This is a genomic window from Blattabacterium cuenoti, assembly GCF_014252395.1.
Classification (GTDB): domain Bacteria; phylum Bacteroidota; class Bacteroidia; order Flavobacteriales; family Blattabacteriaceae; genus Blattabacterium; species Blattabacterium cuenoti_AA.
The window spans coordinates 552,078-573,159 of record NZ_CP059219.1 but is presented as its reverse complement, the minus strand read 5'-3'; the positions used below and the strand labels follow the sequence as shown (position 1 = coordinate 573,159).

At 21.0% G+C, this 21,082-nt stretch carries 22 protein-coding genes and 1 tRNA gene; 14 read left to right on the top strand and 9 right to left on the bottom strand.

Annotated features, from left to right (window positions below):
* The first annotated feature begins 7 nt into the window (after positions 1-7).
* A complete protein-coding gene (leuB, locus tag H0H36_RS02815; RefSeq protein WP_185869570.1) occupies positions 8-1,066 on the top strand; it encodes a 3-isopropylmalate dehydrogenase in 1,059 nt (352 codons plus the stop codon).
* Here the strand turns inward: leuB and H0H36_RS02810 are convergent.
* Positions 1,060-3,735, bottom strand: coding sequence for a PD-(D/E)XK nuclease family protein (locus tag H0H36_RS02810; RefSeq protein ID WP_185869569.1), 2,676 nt, complete (start codon positions 3,733-3,735; stop codon positions 1,060-1,062). The genes leuB and H0H36_RS02810 overlap by 7 nt on opposite strands.
* A gap of 13 nt (positions 3,736-3,748) precedes the next feature.
* Positions 3,749-4,684 carry a bifunctional riboflavin kinase/FAD synthetase gene (locus H0H36_RS02805; protein ID WP_185869568.1) on the bottom strand — a complete coding sequence of 312 codons (936 nt, stop codon included), beginning with the start codon at positions 4,682-4,684 and terminating at the stop codon, positions 3,749-3,751.
* 67 nt (positions 4,685-4,751) lie between these two features.
* Between H0H36_RS02805 and atpD the strand changes: the two genes are divergently transcribed.
* Both atpD and H0H36_RS02795 read left to right on the top strand, forming a co-directional pair.
* A complete protein-coding gene (atpD, locus tag H0H36_RS02800; RefSeq protein ID WP_185869567.1) occupies positions 4,752-6,269 on the top strand; it encodes a F0F1 ATP synthase subunit beta in 1,518 nt (505 codons plus the stop codon).
* A 5-nt stretch (positions 6,270-6,274) separates the two neighbouring features.
* A complete protein-coding gene (locus tag H0H36_RS02795; protein ID WP_185869566.1) occupies positions 6,275-6,511 on the top strand; it encodes a F0F1 ATP synthase subunit epsilon in 237 nt (78 codons plus the stop codon).
* On the opposite strand, the gene pdxA is transcribed toward H0H36_RS02795, so the two are convergent.
* Positions 6,506-7,537, bottom strand: coding sequence for a 4-hydroxythreonine-4-phosphate dehydrogenase PdxA (gene pdxA / locus H0H36_RS02790; RefSeq protein ID WP_185869565.1), 1,032 nt, complete (start codon positions 7,535-7,537; stop codon positions 6,506-6,508). The genes H0H36_RS02795 and pdxA overlap by 6 nt on opposite strands.
* 33 nt (positions 7,538-7,570) lie before the next feature.
* Here pdxA and H0H36_RS02785 point away from each other — a divergent pair, with 33 nt between their 5' ends.
* The gene (locus tag H0H36_RS02785) at positions 7,571-8,164 is read left to right on the top strand and encodes a riboflavin synthase (protein ID WP_185869564.1); all 594 of its coding nucleotides are present in this window, start codon (positions 7,571-7,573) and stop codon (positions 8,162-8,164) included.
* On the opposite strand, the gene H0H36_RS02780 is transcribed toward H0H36_RS02785, so the two are convergent.
* Positions 8,165-9,763 carry a phosphoenolpyruvate carboxykinase (ATP) gene (locus H0H36_RS02780; protein WP_394366965.1) on the bottom strand — a complete coding sequence of 533 codons (1,599 nt, stop codon included), beginning with the start codon at positions 9,761-9,763 and terminating at the stop codon, positions 8,165-8,167.
* Between the two features lie 88 nt (positions 9,764-9,851).
* Here H0H36_RS02780 and H0H36_RS02775 point away from each other — a divergent pair, with 88 nt between their 5' ends.
* From H0H36_RS02775 to yihA, 5 genes are read left to right on the top strand one after another with little or no spacing between them, the layout of a single operon-like run.
* Positions 9,852-10,103 (top strand): acyl carrier protein, encoded by a 252-nt coding sequence (locus H0H36_RS02775; RefSeq protein WP_185869563.1) that lies wholly within the window; start codon positions 9,852-9,854, stop codon positions 10,101-10,103.
* Positions 10,104-10,138: 35 nt separating this feature from the next.
* Positions 10,139-11,404: a beta-ketoacyl-ACP synthase II gene (gene fabF, locus H0H36_RS02770; protein WP_185869562.1), complete on the top strand. Its 1,266-nt coding sequence runs from the start codon at positions 10,139-10,141 to the stop codon at positions 11,402-11,404.
* Positions 11,388-12,107 carry a ribonuclease III family protein gene (locus tag H0H36_RS02765; protein ID WP_185869561.1) on the top strand — a complete coding sequence of 240 codons (720 nt, stop codon included), beginning with the start codon at positions 11,388-11,390 and terminating at the stop codon, positions 12,105-12,107. The genes fabF and H0H36_RS02765 overlap by 17 nt, the downstream gene beginning before the upstream one ends.
* Before the next feature lie 14 nt (positions 12,108-12,121).
* The gene (locus H0H36_RS02760; protein WP_185869560.1) at positions 12,122-12,916 is read left to right on the top strand and encodes an alpha/beta fold hydrolase; all 795 of its coding nucleotides are present in this window, start codon (positions 12,122-12,124) and stop codon (positions 12,914-12,916) included.
* Positions 12,891-13,517, top strand: a complete 627-nt coding sequence (gene yihA / locus H0H36_RS02755) for a ribosome biogenesis GTP-binding protein YihA/YsxC (RefSeq protein WP_185869559.1) — start codon at positions 12,891-12,893, stop codon at positions 13,515-13,517. Before H0H36_RS02760 ends, yihA begins: the two co-directional genes overlap by 26 nt.
* Here yihA and aroQ read toward each other — a convergent pair.
* Genes aroQ through H0H36_RS02740 form a run of 3 tightly spaced genes read right to left on the bottom strand, consistent with a single transcriptional unit; the run spans position 13,484 to position 15,565 of the window.
* Positions 13,484-13,912 carry a type II 3-dehydroquinate dehydratase gene (aroQ, locus tag H0H36_RS02750; protein WP_185869558.1) on the bottom strand — a complete coding sequence of 143 codons (429 nt, stop codon included), beginning with the start codon at positions 13,910-13,912 and terminating at the stop codon, positions 13,484-13,486. The two genes, yihA and aroQ, sit on opposite strands and share 34 nt — an antisense overlap.
* Complete coding sequence (locus tag H0H36_RS02745; RefSeq protein WP_185869557.1) at positions 13,887-14,636, bottom strand: pseudouridine synthase; 750 nt, start codon at positions 14,634-14,636, stop codon at positions 13,887-13,889. Before H0H36_RS02745 ends, aroQ begins: the two co-directional genes overlap by 26 nt.
* 5 nt (positions 14,637-14,641) lie before the next feature.
* Positions 14,642-15,565: a GHMP family kinase ATP-binding protein gene (locus tag H0H36_RS02740; RefSeq protein ID WP_185869556.1), complete on the bottom strand. Its 924-nt coding sequence runs from the start codon at positions 15,563-15,565 to the stop codon at positions 14,642-14,644.
* 78 nt (positions 15,566-15,643) lie between these two features.
* On the opposite strand from H0H36_RS02740, the gene H0H36_RS02735 reads away from it, so the two are divergent.
* The 4 genes from H0H36_RS02735 to H0H36_RS02720 are packed head-to-tail and all read left to right on the top strand — an operon-like array spanning position 15,644 to position 20,474.
* Positions 15,644-16,525 carry an NAD kinase gene (locus H0H36_RS02735; RefSeq protein WP_185869555.1) on the top strand — a complete coding sequence of 294 codons (882 nt, stop codon included), beginning with the start codon at positions 15,644-15,646 and terminating at the stop codon, positions 16,523-16,525.
* 46 nt (positions 16,526-16,571) lie between these two features.
* Positions 16,572-17,303, top strand: coding sequence for an isoprenyl transferase (locus H0H36_RS02730; RefSeq protein ID WP_185869554.1), 732 nt, complete (start codon positions 16,572-16,574; stop codon positions 17,301-17,303).
* Positions 17,304-17,310: 7 nt separating this feature from the next.
* The gene (locus H0H36_RS02725; RefSeq protein ID WP_185869553.1) at positions 17,311-19,938 is read left to right on the top strand and encodes a BamA/OMP85 family outer membrane protein; all 2,628 of its coding nucleotides are present in this window, start codon (positions 17,311-17,313) and stop codon (positions 19,936-19,938) included.
* Between the two features lie 38 nt (positions 19,939-19,976).
* Positions 19,977-20,474 (top strand): OmpH family outer membrane protein, encoded by a 498-nt coding sequence (locus H0H36_RS02720; protein ID WP_185869552.1) that lies wholly within the window; start codon positions 19,977-19,979, stop codon positions 20,472-20,474.
* Between the two features lies 1 nt (position 20,475).
* On the opposite strand, the gene H0H36_RS02715 is transcribed toward H0H36_RS02720, so the two are convergent.
* Positions 20,476-20,548, bottom strand: a tRNA-Phe gene (locus H0H36_RS02715).
* A complete protein-coding gene (locus H0H36_RS03110; RefSeq protein WP_238786199.1) occupies positions 20,539-20,688 on the bottom strand; it encodes a hypothetical protein in 150 nt (49 codons plus the stop codon). The genes H0H36_RS02715 and H0H36_RS03110 overlap by 10 nt, the downstream gene beginning before the upstream one ends.
* A gap of 10 nt (positions 20,689-20,698) precedes the next feature.
* Here H0H36_RS03110 and H0H36_RS02710 point away from each other — a divergent pair, with 10 nt between their 5' ends.
* Positions 20,699-21,082: a hypothetical protein gene (locus tag H0H36_RS02710; RefSeq protein WP_238786197.1), complete on the top strand. Its 384-nt coding sequence runs from the start codon at positions 20,699-20,701 to the stop codon at positions 21,080-21,082.

Below are 21,082 nucleotides of genomic sequence, written 5' to 3'. Positions count from 1 at the left end.
AAAAAATATGAATAAAAATATTTCTGTGATAGAAGGAGATGGAATAGGTCCAGAGGTGATAAAACAAACAATAAAAGTTTTAAATTCTATAGCTAAAAAATATAATCATAATTTTTTTTATAAAAAATATTTTGTTGGAGGAGTAGCTATAGAAAAATTTGGAAATCCAATTCCAGAAAAAACTATAGATGCTTGTTTAAAATCTGATGCTATTTTATTTGGTTGTGTAGGAGATTCAAAATATGATTCTTATCCAAGAGGAAAAAGACCTGAGGATGGGTTATTAAAACTTAGAAAAAAAATGAATTTATTTTGTAATATTCGTCCTGTAATAGTTTATTCAAAAATAAATAAATCTCCTATAAAAAAAGAATTACTGGATGGAGTAAACTTTGTAATTTATCGGGAATTAACAGGAGGTATTTATTTTGGTGAAAAAGGACGTTCCAATAATGGAAATGAAGCTTTTGATTATTGTGTTTATTCCAAAAAAGAAATTCAAAAAATAGGAGAAATGGCTTTTAAAGCTGCTATTAAAAGGAAAAATAAAGTAACATTAGTGGATAAAGCTAATGTATTAGAAACTTCTAGATTATGGCGTGAAACAGTTAAAGAAATTGGATTAGATTATCCAAATGTATATTTAGATTTTATGTACATAGATAATGCTGCTATGCAAATCATTCTTAATCCAAAAAACTTTGATATAATTTTAACTGATAACATGTTCGGAGATATTCTATCCGATGAATCTAGTGTAATTACAGGTTCTTTAGGATTATTACCATCTGCTTCTATAGGTGAAAATAAATCTATGTTTGAACCTATACATGGATCTTATCCTAAAGCAAAAAATAAAAATATAGCGAATCCATTAGGTTCTATTCTTTCAGGATCTATGATGTTAGATCATTTTGGCATGCATAAAGAAAAAAATCTTTTAGAAGAAGCTGTTAAAAATTCTATTGAATCAAAAATTTGTACTACAGATATTATTGATTCTGATTTTTCATCAACTACTGAAGAAGTAGGAGATTATATTGTTAAATATATTATAAATCAATAAATTTTTTCTATAATTGGAATTTTTGGATTTATAATTTCTGATATTCTTCCTATAAGAAATGGAAGTATTTTTTTTATATAATCTTCATATGTTATATTTCTTTTTTTGTGTTGAAAAAAATTTATAGGAATTTGTAATACTAAACTTTTTCCGTCAATATTTTTAGGAGAAATAAGTTCTATTATTGTATTTTTTTTACTTTCTACAAAAAAAGATGATTTAAACCATAAATAAAGATAAATAAGTAGTTGCATTGTTTTAGCATAATTAGGTTCTTTAAAAATATTTTCAATATTTTTAAAAGAAACATTTATTTCATTAGTTTTAGAATATCCTATTTTATAATCTATAATACGAGTAATACCATCACACTCATCTATACGATCTATAATACCGTGTATATTTACTATTTTAGATTTTATATTTAATTTTGTAGAAATTTTATATTCTATTTCTTTAATAAAAATTTTTTTACCATTTTTAACAAATTTTTCATCCCATAAAATAAAATTTTTTATATAATTTTTTGTAATAAAAAAAAATAACATATTTCTATCATTTATTTTTTCTTGATCCTTAGAAAAAATTTGTTTAATAATAGATTCATAATTATTTTTAATTTTATTAATAGAATCAATTGTTATATAATTTCCTTTCATAGGAGTATATAAAATCTTTAATATTTTATGAATTATTTTACCCATTTCTTTTTTTAAAGAGGGTTGTTCTATATTTTTTAATTTAAGAATTTTTTTATAGTAGAATAAAAGAGGATTGTAATTATATAAATTGATAGAAGAAGGAGATATTCCTTTTTTTATTAATTCATGTAAACGATGAATTATATATTTTGTTTTTTTAATTATAATAGGATTTCTTATTAAGTTTTTAGTTAAAAATGGTAGAATTTTTTCTTCTATTGTCATTTTATGATTCATTTCTATTTGATGAATAAAACGACTTTTTTCTCCAGAATTTATTTCATCTGGATGATTTTTATATATTAAAAACATTTTTTTTGAAGATTTTAAAATTCTTGTAAAATGATTTAAATAATAATTATTATTTTTGTCATCTATTTTAAATTTTTTACGAATATCTATAGGTATAAAAGAATTTTTTTTATTATATGGAGGGATAATACCTTCATTAAAAGAAGTAATTATGGATACATCAAAATTTTCAAAAAAAATATCTGTAAAACCTGTTATATATAATTTTTCTTTACCTTTATTTTTATTAATATACCGTATATTTTCAGTATTAATAAATATTTCATACAAATGAAAAATATCATCTATTCCAAATAATAAATGTTTATTTTTTCTAACTATTATTCTTAATTTTTGTATATAAACTTCTAATTTAAAAATGAATTTTAATTCCAATAAATGTTTATTAATATTTTTTAAAAGAAATTTTTTTATTTTTCTAATAAAACTGATAAAACTTATTAAAATTTTTTTTGTATTTTCAGTTGGAATTTGAAAAATAATCCATAAATCATTTTTTGATAAATATTTCTTTATCATACTATTGGAAACAAAATATCCATCTTCAACATTTAATTTTTTTAAAAAAGAATTTTTTTTTAAAAAAAAATTTTGAATATATCCATTTAATAATACTCTTATTACATCTTTTTTAATAAATTTTTTAAAATTATTTTTTTTAATTAATAATTTAAATATTGAATGAAAAACATAATTAATAGGAATATTTTTTAAGGGATAATTTATATCTATGTTTATAGATGTTTTATTAATTTTTATATTTTTTTTTATAGAAGATATTAATGGAATAAATAAGGAATTATCTCCTGGTATAATTAATATTTTATATTTTTTTCTTTTATTTTTTAGTAAAAATTTAGATACTAAAGTTTCTACAATTTTAACTTGTTCTATTTCTTTAGAAACACTAATGACTTTTAAATTACTTTTAATTTTTTTTGTTTTTACTATATTTTCTTTTTCTAAAATTAAAAATTGATCATTTTTTTTAGAGTTATTTTCTAATTCTGATAAATCATATATAAATACTTGTTTGTTGTATAGAGTAAGTTTTTTTATAAATTCTTTTTCATATTTATTAATAAAAGTTTTTATAAAAAAAAAAATAATTTTTGTATTCAAATTTTTTTTAAAAAAAAAATTCAAATGATAAGTAATTATTTCTTCGAATAACATCCCTTTATATAACTTACCTTCTTTTAAAAGTTTAGATCGTAAAATATAATAGTATTCATGAATTTTTTCCCAAAAAATATCTTTTATATTTATATTCCAATTTTGTATTCTTTCTGCAGAAATAACGGAATAAAAAAAAGGTTCAACATCAATAAAATTTAAATCTAAATCTTTAAAATCATTTAATATTTTAGGTAAACAATTTAGAAAATTATGAAATACATTTAATAAATCATCTTTTTTAAAAGTAGAAATTAAATAAAGAATAATGTAAAAATCATCCAAAATTTTAAATCCAGAAATTTTTTCTAAAAATTTTTTTATTGTAAAAAATTCAATTTTATTAAATTTATGAAGATATTTTTTATTAATATATTCTATTATAGAATAATTTTTTGAAATTAATATATATTTATTATTTAAATTTTTTTTTTGATATAATAATAAATTTTTAATTATTTGATCAATTTTTTTTTTCATAAAATAGAATAATTTAAAACATTTTTTTTTTAAAAAATGTTTTAATATTTTTTTGATCTTCAAAAATTTGATTTTTTAATTCTTGAAGAGTATTAAATTTTTTTTCTTCACGAATTAATTGAAAAATTAAAACGTCAATTTTTTTACCATAAATATTTTTTAAAAAATTAAAAATATGTACTTCTATTTTAATTTTTTTATTACTACTTTCAATAGTAGGATTAACTCCAATATTCAACATTCCTTTATATATTTGATCTAAATAATTAATTTTAACAGCATAAACTCCTTTTTTCGGTATTAATTTTTTTGAATCAATTTGTATATTAGCGGTTGGAAAATTTATTTTCCTTCCTAACCCTTTTCCTTTTATAATATTTCCGGATAATGTATAAAAATAACCTAAAGCTTGATTAGCCCATTTGATATCTCCTAATAATAGAGATTTACGTATTTCAGTAGAACTAACTATTTTTTTTTTTAATTTATGAGGATAAACTTTATAAATATCAAATCCATGAATTTTAGATAGAATTTTTAAATTTTTAAAATTTCCATTTCTATTTTTTCCAATATGTGAATCATGTCCAATAATTATCTTTTTAATTTTAAACTTAGGATATAAAATTCTTTTAAAAAAATCTTTTGTACTTAATTTTGAAAATTTTACAGTAAAAGGATGAATAATCAAGTGTTCTATACCCATTTTTTTCAAATTACATATTCTTTCAGAAAGAGTATTTAAATAAAATAATTTTTTATCAGGATTTAATATTTCTTTTGGATGTGGATAAAAAGTGAGTAAAACAATACAATATTTTTTTTTTGCTTTAAAAATTAAATTTTGAATTACTTTTTTATGACCTGTATGAACTCCATCAAAAACTCCAAGTGTAAATACACATGGATAAAAAGAATAAAATTCATCTATAAATGAATAAATTTTCAAAATTTTTTATTTATTTTACATTTACAAACGTAAAAATATAAATGACATATAAAAAATTAAAATAATAATGCATAATAAAAATAAGTTCAAAGGAATAATTACTAAAATAATAGGACCAGTCATTGATGTTTCTTTTAAAGAAAATGTTCCTCTTCCTAGAATTTATGACGCTTTATCCGCAAATTTATCTAAAAAAAACAAAATAATATTAGAAGTACAACAACATATTGGAGATAAAAAGGTTAGGTGTCTTTCTATGGAAGAAACAGATGGATTAAAAAGAGGTCAGGAAGTTAACGTTTTATATAAACCAATTAGTGTACCTGTAGGAGATTCTATTAATGGTAGAGTTTTTAATGTGTTAGGAGATTGTATAGATGGATTAGGAAATATAGACAGATCTACAACTAAACCTATTCATAATGATCCTCCAAAATTTATAGATTTATCCACAGATACAGAAATATTATATACAGGTATTAAGGTTATAGATTTAATTGAACCTTATCCAAAAGGAGGAAAAATTGGATTATTTGGAGGAGCTGGAGTAGGAAAAACTGTATTAATACAAGAATTAATAAATAATATAGCAAAAGGTCATGGAGGAAAATCTGTTTTTGCAGGAGTAGGAGAACGATCTAGAGAAGGAAATGATTTATTGAGAGAAATGTTAGAATCTGGAATTATAAAATATGGGAATGCTTTTATGGAGTCTATGAAAAAGGGTGATTGGGATATTTCTAAAGTTGATAAAGAAATTTTAAAAGAATCTAAAGTTACTTTTGTTTTTGGACAAATGAATGAACCACCTGGAGCTAGAGCTAGAGTTGCTTTATCTGGTTTAACATTAGCTGAATATTATAGAGATCAACCTATAGAAGGAAAAGAAGGTCAAGATGTATTATTTTTCATAGATAATATATTTAGATTCACTCAAGCTGGATCTGAAGTTTCTGCTTTATTAGGAAGAATACCTTCATCTGTAGGATATCAACCTACTTTATCATCTGAAATGGGTTCTATGCAAGAGAGAATTACTTCTACTAAAAAAGGATCTATAACTTCAGTACAAGCAGTTTATGTTCCTGCAGATGATTTAACAGATCCAGCCCCTGCCATTACATTTTCACATTTAGATGCTACCACTGTTCTTTCAAGAAAAATAGCTTCTTTAGGTATTTATCCTTCAGTAGATCCATTGGATTCAACTTCACGTATTTTATCTACAGATTTTATAGATAAAAATCATTATAATTGCGCTCAACGTGTTAAAAAAATTTTACAAAAATATAATTCTTTACAAGATATTATAGCTATTCTAGGAATAGAAGAATTAAATGAAGAAGACAAATTAATAGTATCTAGAGCTAGACGTGTTCAACGTTTTTTATCTCAACCTTTTTATGTAGCGAAACAATTTACAGGTATTGAAGGAGAATTTGTTAAAATTGAAGATACTATAAAAGGATTTAATATGATAATAGATGGAAAATTAGATCAGATTCCTGAATCTGCTTTTAATTTAAAAGGAACTATAGAACAAGTAATAGAAACTGGAAAAAAAATGTTATCCTTAAAAACATAAAAATAGTGAAAATAACAATTATTAATTATTATAAAATTTTATATCAGTCAAATATAATTATTTCTATTATTGCTCCTGGATTAAATGGTTATTTTCAAATATTAAAAAATCATGCACCGTTTATTTCCATATTAGGAAATGGATATTTAAAATTATTAGATAATAATAATATAGAAAAAAAGATTGAAATAAAAAAAGGTATTTTTAAAATAAAAAAAAATTTAGTTATTATTATTTTATAATTTTTTAATTAATTTTTTATATTCTTTTCTATTTTTAAATATTTTTATAGCAGTAAAAATAGCTTCTTCAAAAGATTTTTCATTGGCAATACCTTTTTTTGCTATATCATAAGCTACTCCATGATCTGGAGAAGTTCGTATATGAGAAAGACCAGCCGTAAAATTGACTCCATTATTAAATGTTAATGTTTTAAAAGGAATTAATCCTTGGTCGTGATACATTGCTAAAATAGCATCAAAATTTTTATATTTTTTATTTCCAAAAAAACTATCTGAGGAATAAGGTCCAAAAATTAACCATCCTTTTTTTTGAAATAAATTTTCTATAGCAGGTTTAATTTTTGTTTTTTCTTCATCACCTATTAATCCATTATCACTTGAATGAGGATTGCATCCTAAAACTGCTATTTTAGGTTTTTCTATAAAAAAATCCATTATAAGGGATTGACGTAAAATTTTAATTGATTTTATTATTTTTTTAATATTTAATTCTGAACTTACTTTTTTTAAAGGTAAGTGATTAGTAACTAAAGCTATTTTTAAAGTATTGTGAATCATTAACATTAATGAATCTCCTTCTAAAACATTTTGTAAATATTCAGTATGACCAAAAAATGAAAATTTTTTTAAATTCATACATTTTTTATTAACTGGAGCTGTTACTAATACATCTATTTTACCTTCTTTAAGATATTTTACAGATCTTTTCAAAGATGAAATAGAGTATTTACCTGAATCAGGATGATTTATTTTAATTAATTCAAATTTTATATCTTCTTTCCATATATTTAATACATTTATTTTATAATCTAAAATTTCTTTAAAATTTTTTATTTCTCGTATGTTATTTATTTCTATATTTAAAATTTTTTTATAATAATAACATAATTTAGTAGATCCAAATAATATTGGCGTAAAAAAATCTAATATTTTTTTTTTACAACATACTTTTAAAAAAACTTCTATTCCTATTCCATTAATATCCCCTGTAGTAAATCCAACTATAATTTTTTTTCTATAATTCATGAATAATAAAAATTAAAATTAATAAAAATAAATATGTTTACTGGAATTGTGGAATGTACAACAAAAATATATAAATTAAACCGTAAAAAAAATAATCTTTTTATTACTTTAAAAAATCCTTTTTTAAACAAAATAAAAATTAATCAAAGTATATGTCATAATGGAATATGTTTGACTGTTATAGATATAGATAAAAAAACTTATTCTGTTATTGCTTCTGAAGAAACTTTACAATGTACTAATTTAAATTTTTTAAAAATTAAAGATAAAGTAAATTTAGAAAGAGCATTAATTATATATGAAAGATTAAATGGACATATAGTACAAGGACATGTAGATACAACTGCTAAAATTATTAAAATAGAAAATAAAAATGGTAGTTGGTTATTTTTTTTTAAATCTAAAGAAAAATTATATCATTCAATAGTTAAAAAAGGATCTATTACTATAAATGGAATTAGTCTTACTATAATAACATACACTAAATATGTATTTAGTGTATCTATTATTCCTTATACTTACAAAAATACAAATCTACATCTTATGAAGATAGGAGATATAGTTAATATAGAATTTGATATATTTGGTAAATACATTAAGAATTTTATAAAAAATTATAAGATATAATTATTTTAAAATAGGTTCTCCAGATAAAATATTTTTGTCTATATATTTTCTATATAAATTAAAATGATTTATAAATTTTTTTGCAAGTTTTTTTACTTGATTTTGATACATATTTTTATTTTTCCATGCGTTTTTTGGATTTAAAATATTAGAAAATATACCAGGACAATATTTTGGTATTTGAAAATTAAAAATTGGATCTTTTTCATAAGGAACTTTTGATAAAACTCCACTTAAAACACTTTTAACAATTTGTCTAGTATCGTTTAATTTAATACGAAATCCAGATGAAGATCCACCTGATATTAATCCTGTATTAACTAACCATACATTTATTTTATTTTCATTATTATCCAATTTTTTCATAAGCATTTTTGTATATTGAACAGGATGTAAAGGCATAAATGGAGCTCCAAAACAAAAAGAAAAAGTAGCTTGTGGTTCTTTAATATTTAATTCAGTTCCAGCTACTTTAGATGTATATCCTAATAAAAAATAATAAGATGATTGTGCTTTATTTAATTTAGCTATAGGAGGTAAAACCCCAAAAGCATCGTATGTTAGAAAAAAAACATTTTTTATATTAGATGATAATAATTTTTTTTCAATATTTTTTATAAAAAAAATAGGATAACTTACTCTTATATTTTGAGTAATAGAATCATTAAAAAAGTCTACTTCATTAGTTTCTTTTTTTACTATTACGTTTTCTAACATAGCTCCTTTTTTTATAGCATGATAAATCATAGGTTCTTTTTCTTTAGAAATTCCTAATATTTTTGCATAACATCCTCCTTCAAAATTAAAAATAATATTATCACAAGTCCATCCATGTTCATCATCTCCCACCAAATTTCTATTGTTATCATTAGAAATAGTAGTTTTTCCTGTTCCAGACAAACCAAAAAAAAGAGCCGTATCTTTTTTATATTTTCCTACATTTGCAGCACAATGCATTGGAAATACATTATTTTTTGTAGGAAGTATAAAATTTAGAACAGAAAAAATAGATTTTTTTATTTCTCCTGTATATCCAGATCCTCCTATTAAAATAATTCTTTTATAAAAATTTAATATAGAGAAATTTTTATTATGAGTCCCATCATTTATAGGATCTGCTTGAAATCCAGGAGCACAAAATAATAACCAATCAGGTAAACTTTTTTGAATTGTTTTAAATCTTAAAAATAGATTATAAATAAATAGATCAGACCATGGATATTCACTAATAGAACGAACTTTTAACTGATAACGTTTATCAGAACATAAATATCCATCTCTAATGTATAATGTTTTTTTAGATAAATATTTAACTACTTTTTTATATAATCTATCAAATTTTTTTGGATCAAAAGATTGATTAAATTTTTTATCCCACCATACTTTTTTTTCTGTAATACTATCCTTTACTATAAATCTATCTTTAGGCGATCTACCGGTAAATAATCCGGTATTAACCGATAATACTCCTGATTTTGTCTCCATACCCATTTTATTTTTAATAATTATGTTTTGTAATTCATGAGGAGTTAATTGCCAATTATTAGAAGAGTTTACTATTCCATAATCTTCTAAGGAAGAAGGGATCATCATATTCATAATCTGTTTCAAATAACTATAAAAAGCAAATTTATATATGATTTACAAAAGTTTACTAATTTTGTATTAGAAAAAAAATTGTGATCTTATGTCTGATATTGCATCTAGAGTAAATACTCTTATTGTAGAAAAATTAAGTGTAGATAAAAGTGAAATTGTTCCTACTGCTAGTTTTACAAATGATTTAGGGGCAGATTCCTTAGATATAGTGGAACTTATTATGGAATTTGAAAAAGAATTTAATATTAGTATTTCTGATGAAAAAGCAGAAAAAATAACAACAGTAGGTGAAGCTATTAAGGCTATAGAAGATCTTCTAATTGATAAAAAAAATTTATAATAAAAGTATAAAATATATTTTTATGCGTCATAAGTATGGAGAAATTGAAAAAAGTAGTAATTACTGGTATAGGTACTATTACTCCAATAGGTAATAACGTAAAAGATTATTGGATTTCTCTTATTAAAGGAAAGAGTGGATCTGCCCCTATTACTTATTTCGATACTAAAAAATATAAAACTAAATTTGCTTGTGAATTAAAAAATTATGATCCAAATCTTTTTTTTAATAAGAAAGAAATACGGAAATTAGATCCTTGTGCACAATATGGTATTGTAGCCTCAGAAGAGGCTATAAAAGATAGTGGAGTTAATTTTTCTAAAGAAAAAAAAGAAAGAATTGGAGTTATTTGGTCTTCTGGAATAGGAGGTCTTTTAAATTTAGAAGAATCTATTTCAGATTATGTAAATGGAGGAAAAATTCCTAGATTTAATCCTTTTTTTATTCCTAAAATGCTCATAGATATAACTGCTGGATTTATTTCCATGAGACATGGACTACATGGTCCAAATTACGCAACTGTATCTTCTTGTGCTTCTTCTTCAAATGCTATTGTAGATGCATATCATTTAATATGTCTAGGAAAAACTGATATGATGGTAACTGGAGGTTCTGAAGCCGCTATAACACAAAGTGGAGTAGGAGGTTTTAATGCTTTGCATGCTTTATCTACTAGAAATGAAGATTATAAAACAGCATCTCGTCCTTTTGAAAAGGATAGGGATGGATTTGTTTTAGGAGAAGGAGGTGGGTGTCTTATTCTTGAAGAATATAAACATGCTAAAAATAGAAACGCTAAAATATATGCGGAAATAGGAGGAGTTGGAATGTCTGGAGATGCTTATCATATAACAGCTCCTCATCCAACAGGAAAGGGAATTGTTTTAGCAATGAAAACAGCTATAAAAGATGCAGGAGTTAAATACGAAGAAGTAGATCATATTAATTCTCATGGTACTTCTACTAAATTAGGAGATTTATCAGAAATAAAAGCAATACAAAAAGTATTTCGTGAAAATATATATAATATCAGTATTAATTCCACAAAATCTATGACAGGTCATTTACTTGGAGCAGCAGGAGCAATAGAAACAATTGCTTCTATACTACCATTAACAAAAAATATAATACCTCCAACTATAAATTTATTTCATATAGATAAAAATATAGATTCCAAAATTAATTTTACTCCAAATAATGCTATAAAAAGAAAAATAAAAATTAGTATGTGTAACACTTTTGGTTTTGGAGGACATAATGTATGTATTTTATTTAAAAAAATAGATGATATTAGAAAATAATACCAAAGAATTATCTTTTTTAATTGAAAGATTAAAAAAAATATTAGGTTTTTGTCCTAAAAATAAAAAATTTTTAAAAGAAGTTTTTATATATAGTTTTTCCGCAAAAAAAAGAAATTTAAATAAAAATTATTCTATTAATTTTCAAAGATTAGAATTTTTAGGAGATGCGGTATTAAATACTATAATATCACATTTTTTATGTGAAAAGTTTCCTTATAAAAAAGAAGGAGAATTAACTAAAATACGATCTAAAATAGTATGCAGAAAAAATTTAAATGAAATATCTAAAAAATTAACTTTTACAGATATTTTTTTTAAAAAAACCGTTATATCTGATAATATATTAGGAAATACACTTGAAGCTTTGATAGGATTCATTTATTTAGAAATAGGATATAAAGCTTGTAATAATTTTGTACATAAAAAAATATTACATGATCATGTAAACATAAAAAAATTAGAAAATGAAATTTATAGTTATAAAGTATGGATTATAGAATGGTCTCAAAAAAATAAGTTTATTATAAATTTTAAGACTTTTAAAGAAAAAAAAAATAAAAATACAATTATTTATTTATCTGAATTTACAATATTAGAATATAATATTAAAACTAAAGGAAGAGGATTTTCAAAAAAAGAATCAGAAGAAATAGCAGCAAAAGCGGCTTATTTTATTCTTCAAAAGAAGATAAAAAAATAAAGAAATATGATGTTATGTTTTATTTTAAAAAAAATAAAGAAAAAAAATATCCTCATATAAAAAAAGGAAAAGGACATCCTTTAATTTTACTTCATGGATTAATGGGTGGATTAAGCAATTTTAAAGCTCTTTTAGATTTTTTTCCAAAAAAAGGTTATAAAGTCATTATCCCTTCATTACCTATTTATAAGATGCCATTACTTTTTACAAATATTTTTAGTTTATCTAAATATATAATTCAATTCCTAATGGAAATAGGAGTTAAAAAAGCTACTTTAATAGGAAATTCTTTAGGAGGACATATTGCCTTAATTATAGCTAAAAAAAGAATTGATTTAGTTCATTCCGTTGTTCTTACAGGGAGTTCTGGTTTGTTTGAAAAATCTTTTGGGGATGCTTTTCCTAAAAGAGAAAATTATGAATATATAAGAAAAAAATCACAAGAAGTATTTTATGATCCTAAAATAGCAACCAAAGAATTAGTAGATGAAGTTTTTCATATTGTAAACGATAAGAAAAAAGGAATTAAAACTTTATATATTGCAAAAAGCGCTATGAAATACAATATGTCTAAAGATTTATCTGTCATACAACAACCTATTTGTTTAATTTGGGGAAAACAAGATAACGTAACTCCACCAGAAATAGCAAAAGAATTTCATAGATTATTGCCTCATTCTGAATTATATTGGATAGATAAATGTGGACATGTTCCTATGATGGAATGTCCTAATAGATTTATAAAAATTTTAGAAAAATGGCTTTCTAAATTTCATTTTGATCATGAAAATTTTTTCTGTAAAATTTAAAAGAAGTACATATAATTTTAATCAATTATTTATTAAAAAAAACCCTGAATATGCATTTGCTGGACGTTCTAACGTAGGTAAATCTAGTTTAATAAACTGTATAATTAATAGAAAAAAAATAGCTAAAGTTTCTTCTCATCCAGGAAGTACAAAATTGATTAATCATTATTTAATAAATAATAAATGGTATTTAATTGATTTACCAGGATATGGATATTTTTCTGAAAAAAAAAATAAAAAAAAAATACAAGAATTAATTGAAAATTATATTTTTCATAGAAAAAATATTAATTGTTTATTTTTATTAATAGATTGTAGATTTATTATTCAAAAAATAGATTTAGATTTCATACAAAAATTGAATAATAAAAAAATTCATTTTTGTATTGTTTTTACAAAAATAGATAAATTAAATTGTAAAACTCTTGATAAAAATATTTTTTTATCTATAAAAAAAATTAAAACATATAAACCATTTATATGGTTTAAAGTTTCCATAAAAAAAAAATATGGAAAAAATGATATTATACAATACATAAAAAAATTAAATAATGAGGATAAATTTTTTTATAAACAAAAACTAATTATTCCTAATTCATAGGATTTTAATCCAAAACCAAAAATTGTACCATTACAAACTGTAGAAAGAAATGATTTTTTTCTAAAAGATTCTCTAGAATAAATATTTGATATATGAACTTCTATAACTATAGCCGGTATAGATTTGATAGCATCAGCAATTCCTATAGAAGTATGTGTGTAAGCTCCTGCATTTATAATAATACCATCAGATTGAAATCCTATAAATTGTAAAAAATCTATAATTTTACCCTCACTATTACTTTGAAAATAATTTATTTCTATATTTAAAAAAATTTCTTTTTTTTTTATTTGTTCAAGAAAATCTATAAAATTTTTAGTTCCATATATTTTTGGTTCTCTTTTTCCTAATAAATTTAAATTTGGACCATTAATAATGGTTATTTTTTTTTTCATATAAAAAATTTTTTTCTATAATATTTTTTACTTTGTTTTCATTTAAAAAACACCATTTTCCTATTTTAATATTTTTTTTAGTAAATCCAGCAAAATTAATTCTATCTAATTGTACAACTAAATAATTAAGTTTTTTAAAAAGTCTTTTTATAATTCTATTCCATCCCATATACAATCCTATTTTTACTTTATTTTTTTTATCTTTTTTAACAAATATTACTTTTACTTTACCTTCTTTTAAGGATATTTCTCCTTTTCTAATTTTATCTAAATCTTTATCATTAATTTTTTTATGTAATGACACATGATATATTTTTTTTATATGGTATTTTGGATGAGTTAATTTTTCAGTTATAGATCCATCATTTGTTAAAAGCAACACACCTGTAGTAGAAGAATCTAATCTTCCAACAGGATAAATTCTGTTATATAAATTATTAGGAATTAAATCAATTACTGTTTTTCTATTAAATTGATCTTTTGTTGTTGTAATAAAACCTTTAGGTTTATTAAGAAGTATATAAATTTTATTTTTAATTTTAATTTTTTCTCCGTGAAATTTTATAACATCATCTTTTTGTACAACAGTACCTAATTTATTAACTATTTTACCATTAACTTCAATAACTCCAGATTTAATAAGTTTATCTGCATTTCTTCTAGAAGAAATACCAGCATCAGATAAGTAATGATTTAATCTAATTTTATTATTATCTTTTATCATAAGTATTAAAAACGAAAAATAATTTCCGTTGTATATTTTTTCAATTTTTTTATAGATATATCATAATTTGGAGTAAATCCTAAAATAAAACCTCCTCCTCCAGAACCACATAATTTTAAATAATAAATATTATTAAATAATCCTTCTTCCCATATTTTACAAATATTTTTTGGAATCATAGGACGTAAATGTTTAAAAACCCAAATAGATAGTTTTTTTACATTTTTTAATAAAATTTTGAAATCTTCTTTAAGAAAAGCTTCTATACATTTTTTATTATATTCCATAAATTCTTCTTTTAATATTTTTTTAAATGTTTGATGTTTAAATTTTTTTAAAAAAAAATTTATCATATAATTAGTTTTTTTTGTAATTCCAGAATTTAATAAAAAAATAGCACCTATTCCATTTTTTTTATTATTAGGAATTTTAATTTTATAAATTTCTTTTTCTGAACGAATAAATAAAGGAAAATTTAAATAACAAATTAAAGGATCTATACCTGAACTTTTTTCATGAAAAAAATATTCCATTTTACTAAAAATTTTTTTTAAAACTATTATATTATTATGAAAATATTTTATTTTATTTTTTGCATATTTATTATAAATAGCTGCAACTAAAGCTCCAGAACTTCCTATACCATATCCTTGAGGAATATTAGAATGAAAAAATAGTCCTTTTTGTATATCTTTATATAATTTATTAAGATCTAATTCTTTTAAAATATTTTTTTTTTCTAGAATATATAAAAAATCACAATATTTTTTTATGATATAATTAGAATTGTGATATATTATTTCTTTTTTTTTATAAAATTTTAAACATCCTTTATAAAAATTATGTGGGATAGAAAGTCCACTAGAATTTTTTATAATTCCATATTCTCCAAATAATAATATTTTTGCAGAAAAAATAGATTTTACCATTTTATTTATAACAAATTTAATAAAAATTTATACACATTATTAATGTAATTCGTATATTTTCATTAAAATAAAATAATAATGAAAATAGCGCTATATGGACAAAAGCTTGTTGAAAAAAATATTCCATACTTAAGTCAATTTATAGGCTATATTTTTAGTCATTCAATAGAAGTTTATGTTGAAAAATCATTTTTAAATGTATTATCTTCTTTTGAAGAATTTAAAAATTTAAATTTTCCTATATTCTCTCATTATAAAGAATTAACAAAAGATTTTAATTTAATGTTTACTTTTGGAGGAGATGGAACTATTTTATCAGCTATTACTTTAATTAGAGATTCTGGAATACCTATAGTAGGAGTTAATACAGGTAATTTAGGATTTTTAGCATCTTTTAATAAAGATGTTTTTATTCAAAAAATAGATCAAATATTTAATGAAAAACTTCATTTAATGCCTAGAAGTTTGTTATGGCTAGAATCGAATTCAGAATATAAACAATTTTTCAATTTTGCATTAAATGAAATTGTAGTTCTTAGAAAAGAAACAGTATCTATGATTATTATAGATGCTTATATTGATAATGAATTTTTAACTTCTTATTGGGCAGATGGATTAATTATTTCTACTCCTACTGGATCTACGGGATATTCTTTAAGTTGTGGAGGACCTATTATTAGTCCTGATAATAAAAATTTTGTTCTAACTCCAATATCGCCACATAATTTATTTTCTCGTCCATTAATCATATCAGATAATAAAAAAGTTCATTTAAAAATACATAGTCGTGTAAAATCTTATTTATTATCAATGGATACCAGACTTATCTCTTTTAATAAAGAAAAAGAATTATATATTAAAAAAGCTCCTTTTCATATATATCTTTTACAAGAAAAAAAAAATACTTATTTTAAGACTTTACGAGAAAAACTTTTATGGGGTATGGATCAAAGAAATTAGTAAAATATTTAATTTATATCTTTATAAAGATATTTATGGTTTTTTTATGAAAAATTTTTTAGAAAAAATAGATTATAAAAATATTCCACATCATGTTGCTATTATTATGGATGGAAATGGAAGATGGGCTGAAAAAAGAGGTAAAATAAGAACATTTGGTCATAAAAAAGCAATAAAATCTATTAAAGAGACTTTAAATGGATGTAAAGAATTAGGAATACCTTATATAACTTTATATGTATTTTCTTCTGAAAATTGGAATAGACCAAAAAAAGAAATAGATAATTTAATGTATTTATTTTATACAAATTCAAAAAATTATTTAGAAGAAATTCATGAAAAAAATATAAAAATTATAACTATAGGAGAAATAGAAAGATTTTCTAAAATGATTCAAAAAGAATTATTATTTTTTGTTAAAAAAACAAAAAATAATACATCTGGAACTCTTATTTTAGCATTAAGTTATAGTGGTAGAGAAGAAATTTTAAGAGCTACAAAAAATATTGCTGAAAAAGTATGTAATGGGACTTTTTCATTAAAAGATATAAATTTTTCTTTTTTTAAAAATCATTTATATACTAAAGATTTACCAGATGTTGATTTAATTATAAGAACTAGTGGAGAATATAGAATAAGTAATTTTTTACTTTGGCAATCTGCTTATGCAGAATTATATTTTACAAATATTTTATGGCCAGATTTTAGAAAAAAAGATTTTTTCGAAGCTATTATTAATTATCAAAAAAGAAAACGGCGTTTTGGAAATATTGAATAATGTATACATGAAAATTTTTTTAAAAAATATTATTTATTTAATAATATTACAATTAGTTTATTCATTTACAAATAATCCATTTACTACCGATAATAATTTATTTACTACCGATAATAATTTATTTATTACCGATAGTAATCCATTTAATACAGATAATAATCCATTTAATACAGATAATAATCCATTTAATACAGATAATAATCCATTTAATAATACAGATAATAATTCATTTAATATCATACAAAAAAATGAAAATAATAATTCAAATTTAATTGTAAAAAATATTAATATCATTGGAAAAACAAAATATGACAATATTTTTATCTCTAATTTATCTGGTATTTATGTTGGAGATATTATTGATATTTATGGGATAAAAATAGGTAGAATTGTTAAAAAATTATGGAAAAGTAATCTTTTTCATAATATATCTGTGTATAAAAAACATTTATCTAAAAATGAAATTAATTTATTTTTTGAATTAGAAGATTTAATAGAATTACATGGAGTAGAAATAAAAGGAATTGAAAAGAATAAATTTACAAGTATAAAAAATATTAAATATGGAGATAAAATCTCAGAAAATTTGATTCAAACTATAAAAAATGATATTAAAACATATTACAAAAAAAGAGGATATAATGAGATATGTATAGAAAGTGAAATAAAGAGTAATAATAATAAAAATATATTATATATATATGTTAATAAAGGAAAAAAAATACAGATAGAAAAGATTTTATTTTATGGAAATAAAATAATTAGTGACAAAGATTTATTTAAAATAATGACTGAATTTAAAAGAAATTATTATATTCCAATAATAGAAAAACCTATTCATCTATTTATTCAAGAAAATATAGAAAATAACTTAAAAAATATTAAAAATAAATATAAATCCTTAGGATATAGAGATATAGAAGTATTTTTAGATTCTGTATCTATAAATAATTCAGGAAATTATGAAATAAAAGTAAAATTAGTTGAAGGTAAAAAATATTATATAGGAAATATTTCTATTGTAGGAAATAAAAAATTAAAAACAGATTTTTTAAAAAAAATTCTTTTCTATAAAGAAGGAGATATATATAATAAAAATGAAATTAAAAAAAATATTTTAGATGCTTCTTTTTCTTCTAGTATGATTTATGCTTATTTAGATATAGGTCATTTATTTGTTAATATAATTTTTTTGGAAAAAAAAGTAGAGGATAATAAAATTCATTTAGAAATTAAAATAGAAGAAAATAATCCTATATATATAAATAAGGTAGAAATATCAGGAAATAAAATAACTAAAGATTATATAATTAAAAGAGAATTAGATACTTATACAGGAGATCTTTTTTCTCCTAAAAAAATAAAATATAGTTATACTCGTTTAGAAAATTTAAATTTATTTGAAAAAATTTTTTTTAAAATAAGGTCTAAAAAAAATAACACTATTGATATAGTATGGAATGTTGTAGAAAAAAATTCCAATATATTTCAATTTCATGGAGGTTTAGGTAGTAAGGATATAAAAAAAATTATTGGAAGTTTTAAATTAAATTTTAATAATTTTTCTGTTGGAAATTTTTTTAAGTGGAATTTATGGAATCCTATTCCACAAGGAGAAGGACAAAAATTAATAATTTTTCATCAATTAGGAAAAGATTTTAAATCTTATGGATTTTCATTTACAGAACCTTATGTAAATATAATCAATCCTATTTCTATTACTTTAAAAAGTGATTATTCCATAAATATAATGAAAAATGAAGAAATATTTCCTTTACAAAATAAATATAAAATTTTATATGATAAAAATAAAAAACAATATTTAGAAAAAGTATTAACTTCTATTGATTTGGAAAGTTTTTTAACTTTTATAGATCCTTATTCTAAAATTAGAGTATCTATGGATTATGAAAAATTTCTTTATAAGAAAGAAATTTTTTCTAATTTTTATCATAATTTTAAATTCAAAGAATTAAGTTTTTTATTTTTATTACAAAGAATTGATACTAAACCAGATGTTATTTTTCCATTTCAAGGATCTAAAATAGAATTTAGTAGTAAATTTACTTTTCCGTATTTCATTTTTAATAAAAAGAAGAATATGGAATGGATAGAATTTTTTAAATTTCAAATAGTATCTTCTTGGTATAAAAAAATTATAAATAATATAGTCCTAAAAATAGGAGGGGAATTTGGATATTTAGGACAATATGATGATTCAAAAGAATTATTTTCATTTCAAAAATTTTATATGGGAGGTGTACAAAATAATCTATTTGGTTTAAAATTGGGAAATAAAAACCATATACCTTTGAGAGGATATTATTTTAATAAAAATAATATAGGAGTTATTTATGATAAATTGATTTTAGAAATGCGTTATTTAATTAAGAATTTTTCACATTTAAAAATGTGGACAACTCTTTTTATGGAAGGAGGAAATATAAGTAATTCTTATAAAGAATTTAATCCTTTTATAATTAATAAATCTTGTGGATTTGGATTTCGTTTTTTTTGGACTCCAATAGGATTTGTAGGAATAGATTTTGGGTATCCTATAAATATTGATATAAGTTCATTAAATACATTAAAATCAAAATGGAAAATACATTTTCTTATAGGAAAAGATTTATAATCTATTGTACAAAAAAAAAAAAAATATAAAAAATTATTATGAAAAAAAATACAATACTATACTTTTTATTATTTTTACTATTTAGCATTTCTTCATATTCTAAAGAATGTTTTCAAAAAATAGTTTGTTTAAATAGTATGGCTCTTATAGAAAAAATGCCAGAATTCTCTATTGTTCAAAAGGAATTAAATAGAATGAGTAAAATTCATGAAAATAATTTAGAAAAATTAGCAAAAGAATTTCATAAAAAAGCAGAAAAATATCAAAAAAATAAAAATACAATGCTTAAAAAAGAATTAGAACTTTTGCAAATAAAAGCTCATGCATATCAAAAAACAGCATCAGATGATTTAATTAAAAAACAAAATAAATTGTTAAATCCAATATATAAAAAAATAGAAAATGCTATCAATAAAGTTTTAGATAAAGATAAAAAAATTATGAGAGTTGATGATTGCAGTCTTGGAAAAGGAGTTTTAGTTAATAAAGGAGAAGATATTACTGAAAAAGTAAAAAAAGAATTAGGCTTACATTAAATGGTATCTCCCGGAATCGAACCGGGGACACAAGGATTTTCAGTCCTTTGCTCTACCAACTGAGCTAAGATACCAAAAAAAAATAAAACAAAAATACAATAATAAGTAATAAAAAATTAATTTTTTTATTTTTTTTATTAATTTTTTTTTCTTGTGAAGAAGAAAAAAAAATTGATAAAAATAAAAAAGAAATTCCAAAAAAAATTTTTTTCAAAACAAGTATTTTGTATAAAGAAAAAGGATTATTAAAATTTTTTATTTATTCACCTCTTATTAAAGAATATACTGTTTATACCATATTCCCATATGGATTAGATTTATTTATTTATAATAAAACTATTACTTTTCTTAGTGCTAATTGGGTTAAATCAATTGAAAAAAATTTTTATCATATTAAAGGAAATATTAAAATAAAAAATTCAAAAGGATTTTTTTTAAAAACTGATGAAATATTTTGGGATAGAAAAAAAAAAAAAATATTTAATGGAAAATATACAATGATATCTAATTCTGATGGTACTATATTACATGCAGTAAATGGAATAGAAGCATCGGATGATTTAAAAAAAATTATATTAAAAAATATTAGTGGAACTTTATCTATGTAA